The sequence below is a fragment of the uncultured Meiothermus sp. genome (assembly GCF_937863175.1).
In the GTDB taxonomy this organism is placed as follows: Bacteria; Deinococcota; Deinococci; order Deinococcales; family Thermaceae; genus Meiothermus.
The window spans coordinates 1-3976 of sequence record NZ_CALMCQ010000212.1; the positions used below are offsets into that span (position 1 = coordinate 1).

Below are 3976 nucleotides of genomic sequence, written 5' to 3' on the forward strand. Positions count from 1 at the left end.
GCCAGAGAAGTTTTCTCTGCCATACACCTCGTCCAACCCTATAAAACGCGGCCACCTGAGGCACTTCTCCAAGTACTGTTATCTTTCAGAATTTGCACAATGGTTTCCGCGAGTTCAGGCAGCGGTTCGGGTAAAGGTTGCCGAATGTAGTGGGGATTGTGGCCTCTTGAGAAACCGATAAAGGGCTTGTGCTCAGCGTCAAAAGACAGTAGGACACAGAATTCATTTTCTTTGATCAAATAAGGACGCCTCCCACACTGCTTGAGCAGACTGAACCCCTCCTCAATCCAGCCAAAAAAACTGTCGGCATCCTCTGTGTTGACTGAAATCGCCATATTATCCTCGATGCTAAGATATGCCACCTTGTCTAGCTAGCAATTGGCGCCCTGGCTCTATCTTAATCTCTAGAGCGAACCCATATTGCTAGCGAAACGCTTGTATGCCCAATAATACCAGAAAAGTCGCCCGGTCAACCTCAAATTTACTTAAGCCTGGCCTGCCCCCTGCCCCAGCATGGTCCAGCCCTGGGCCGGATCCCAGGGGTATACGATCCAGGCGTCGGTCTCGGTGGCGTAGTAGTCGGGGGCATCACCAGGAAACCGGCTTTTGAGGGGTTTGTAGTGCAAGACGGCCACCTGGGGATGCCCTCCCGCCATCTTGATGCGCTCCCGTACCGCTACGGCAGTTTTGCCCGAGTCCCATACATCGTCCACAATCAGGATGCGTTTGCCATAGAGCAGGCTATCCGAGGGAAACTGGAGAAAAGCCGGGTCTTTGCTGGTCTCGCCCAGATCGGTATAAAACATCACGGCTGCGGTGAGGATGTTGCGCTGATCGGTCGCTTCCGAAACCAGACAGGCCGGAATCATGCCGCCGCGTGTAACCGCCAGAATGCAGTCGAAGTCGTTGGGGTTCACCTGGCCCAACAGCTTGGAAACCAGACGGGTGATGTCCTGCCAGGACAGGTGCTGCTGGCCTGAGTATCCTTGGGATTCGTTCATGGGGTTCGCCTGCAGTGCGTCGAGGATCCAGCGCCAGATGCCAGGTACTCCTGGGTTCAGCACCCCTGGCGCCTGACCCGCTGGGTTCTAACCTGCCACTGGCCTGTCCAGTTCAAACGCGCTATGCACAGCGCGCAACGCAGCCTCGGCAGACTGCAGGGGGATAATGGCCGAGACCCGCACCTCGCTGGTAGCGATCATCTCGATGTTGGCCCCAACGCTAGAGAGGGCCTGAAACATCCGGGCCGGAATGCCTGGGGTGGAGGCCAAGGCAACCCCCACAATGGAAATTTTACAGATATCGCGCCGCAATTGAGCTTCCCCCCCCATTTCGGCCAGTACAGGCTCGAGGGCCTCCATGGCATCCTCGGCAAAGTCCTGGTTGACCGTAAAGGCCATCTGGGTACGGCTGGCCTCGTGGCCAGGAACTCCCTGAATAATCATGTCCACCGCTACGCCTTTGCGCCCCAGGGCCTCAAAAACCTGGGCTGCAATGCCAGGCCGGTCGGGAATTCCAATCAGGCCAATCTGAGCAATTTCATCATCAAGCGCTACACCGGTCACTGGGCGATCCAGTTCCATACCATCCTCCGTAACAATAGTGCCAGGGTTATAGGAAAAGCTGCTGCGCACATGAATTTTCACACCATAGCGCTTACCGTAGTAGACCGAACGAGGGTGCAAAACCCTGGCCCCCAAAGCCGCCATTTCCAGCATCTGGTCATAGCCAATCTTGGGCAGCTTCTGGGCCTCGGGAATCGCGTGGGGGTCGGTGGTATAGACCCCATCGGTATCGGTGAAGATTTCGCATTCCTGCGCCCCCAGCGCCGCCGCGAGGGCCACTGCGGTGGTGTCCGAGCCTCCACGGCCCAGCGTGGTTAGTTCGCCTTCGGGGGTAGTACCCATAAACCCCGCGACCATCGCAACCTCTCCCCTATCCAGCGACTGCTGGACGAGCCTGGGCTCTACCCGCAAAATTCTTGCATCGCCAAAGCGCCCATCGGTGGTGATGCCAATCTGGTTCTGGGTGAAGCCCCGCGCAGGAATGCCCATCGCGTTGAGCTGCATCGAGAGCAGCGCCACCGACTGCTGCTCTCCGATGGTGGTGAGCATGTCCAGTTCACGCTGGGGCGGGCGCTTATGGATCCGTTTGGCCAGGGCAATCAGTTCGTCGGTCATGCGACCCATTGCCGAGACCACCACCGCAATCTGGTGTCCCTTCTCGAGGTAGTGTTCGATGCGCTGGGCCACCTTGCGAATGCGCTCGAGGTCACCCACACTGGTTCCGCCGTATTTCTGGACAATCAAAGCCATGGCTAGATGTGAATGCTAACACGCCGCTAGCCGCTAGCCAATAGCAAAACCAGGCCGCTATTCGCTATCGGCCATTAGCGATAAGCTATGGGCGAGGTTAAAACATGAACGTCTTTCCTGAATGGTTCAAAGCCTTTAAGCAGGTCGAACTCTGGCCGGGTATGGACATGGCGGTGCTCTCGGGGCACCGGGGGCAGATTGGGTTTGCTCAGGTTTCCGAGGAGACCGTCGTTCCTGAGCATACCCACGACGGGCAGTGGGGGGTGGTGCTGGAGGGTGAGGTCGAGTTCACTATGGGCGGTGAGAAGAAAGTCTACCGAAAAGGCGATTATTATCACATTCCCAGCGGGGTTCCCCATAGCGCAAAACTGGCTGCAGGCACGGCCTTTATGGACTGTTGGGAAAATGAGCGCTTTCCGGCAGACCGGCTCAAATAGTGCAGCGGCGTATACGTTACGGATGGGAGTTGGGAAACACGGGGGCTGTATGTACGAGAACATTCTGGTCGAAACCCACGGACGGGTGGGGCTGGTCAAGATAAACCGCCCCAGGCAACTCAACGCCCTCAATACCGCAACCCTGCGCGAGCTGGTGCAGGCCATCGGCGCATTTGAGCAGGATGCAGCCATCGGGGCTATGGTCATCACCGGCAACGAGCGGGCTTTTGCAGCAGGGGCCGATGTTGCCGAGTTTCAACAGACCACCCTGGCCGAACTGATGAAGGGTCTTCGGGCTGACCAGTACGAGGTTTTGCGCAAAGGCCGCAAACCTCTGATCGCAGCGGTTTCGGGGTTTGCCTATGGGGGTGGTTGTGAACTGGCCATGATCTGCGATCTGATTGTGGCTTCCGAGACCGCCCGATTCGCCCAGCCCGAGATCAACCTGGGCATCATGCCTGGCGGCGGCGGCACCCAGCGCCTGACCCGGCAGGTGGGCAAGTACCTGGCGATGGAGATGATTTTGGGGGGGCGGGTACTCTCGGCCTGGGAAGCCCAGCATCATGGACTGGTCAACAGGGTAGTTCCGGTCGAACTCTACCTGGAAGAAGCCCTCGAGCTGGCCCAAACCATCGCAAGCCGCGCTCCCCTGGCTGCGCGACTGGCCAGGGATGCTGTGAGCCGGGCCCAGGACATGAGCCTGGAAAACGGGCTAGGCCTGGAGCGCAGCAACTTCCTGATCGCTTTTGGCAGCAAGGACAAGCAGGAGGGCACCACCGCCTTCGTGGAGAAGCGCAAGCCGGAATGGAAGGGGGAGTGAGGAGAGAGGGGAGCAGGGATGCTGGGCGAGCAGAGAAAAAGCTGGGGCTGCTGGCGGTACAGTATTCCCCCTTTTCACAGACGCTATGGCTGAATCTAGGATCCAACTGATTCTGACCCTGCTCGACCAGGCCTACGAACAACCCACCTGGCACGGGTCCAACTTGTGCAACTCTTTGCGGGGTCTGACCCCTGCGCAAGCCCTCTGGCGGCCTGCCGAAGGGCGGCACTGCATCTGGGAGTATGCGCTGCACTGCGCCTACTGGAAGTTTATGGCCCGACGCCACCTCGAGGGCGACCTCCGCCGGGGCAACTTCCCCCGCAAGCCCGCCAACTTTCCGGCAGTGCCCCAAAAACCCACCGCCAGGACCTGGAAAGAAGACCTGGCATTCTTGCACGGGGTTC

General features: G+C 58.6%; 6 protein-coding genes. 3 read left to right on the plus strand and 3 right to left on the minus strand.

Translation table 11 applies throughout. The annotated features are described in order from the left end of the window. Positions 1-38 precede the first annotated feature (38 nt). The 3 genes from Q0288_RS08270 to Q0288_RS08280 form a co-directional block, all read right to left on the minus strand. Positions 39-335, minus strand: a complete 297-nt coding sequence (locus Q0288_RS08270) for a hypothetical protein (protein ID WP_299429421.1) — start codon at positions 333-335, stop codon at positions 39-41. Between the two features lie 150 nt (positions 336-485). Further along, positions 486-1001 carry a phosphoribosyltransferase family protein gene (locus Q0288_RS08275; protein WP_299429422.1) on the minus strand — a complete coding sequence of 172 codons (516 nt, stop codon included), beginning with the start codon at positions 999-1001 and terminating at the stop codon, positions 486-488. Positions 1002-1088: 87 nt separating this feature from the next. Beyond that, positions 1089-2315, minus strand: a complete 1227-nt coding sequence (locus tag Q0288_RS08280; RefSeq protein ID WP_299429423.1) for an aspartate kinase — start codon at positions 2313-2315, stop codon at positions 1089-1091. 104 nt (positions 2316-2419) lie between these two features. Here Q0288_RS08280 and Q0288_RS08285 point away from each other — a divergent pair, with 104 nt between their 5' ends. The 3 genes from Q0288_RS08285 to Q0288_RS08295 all read left to right on the plus strand — a co-directional run. After that, positions 2420-2752 carry a cupin domain-containing protein gene (locus Q0288_RS08285; protein ID WP_299429424.1) on the plus strand — a complete coding sequence of 111 codons (333 nt, stop codon included), beginning with the start codon at positions 2420-2422 and terminating at the stop codon, positions 2750-2752. A gap of 49 nt (positions 2753-2801) precedes the next feature. Further along, positions 2802-3572 carry an enoyl-CoA hydratase-related protein gene (locus Q0288_RS08290; protein ID WP_299429425.1) on the plus strand — a complete coding sequence of 257 codons (771 nt, stop codon included), beginning with the start codon at positions 2802-2804 and terminating at the stop codon, positions 3570-3572. A gap of 85 nt (positions 3573-3657) precedes the next feature. Beyond that, on the plus strand, positions 3658-3976 hold a 319-nt coding region (locus Q0288_RS08295; protein WP_299429426.1), incomplete at its 3' end, for a DinB family protein.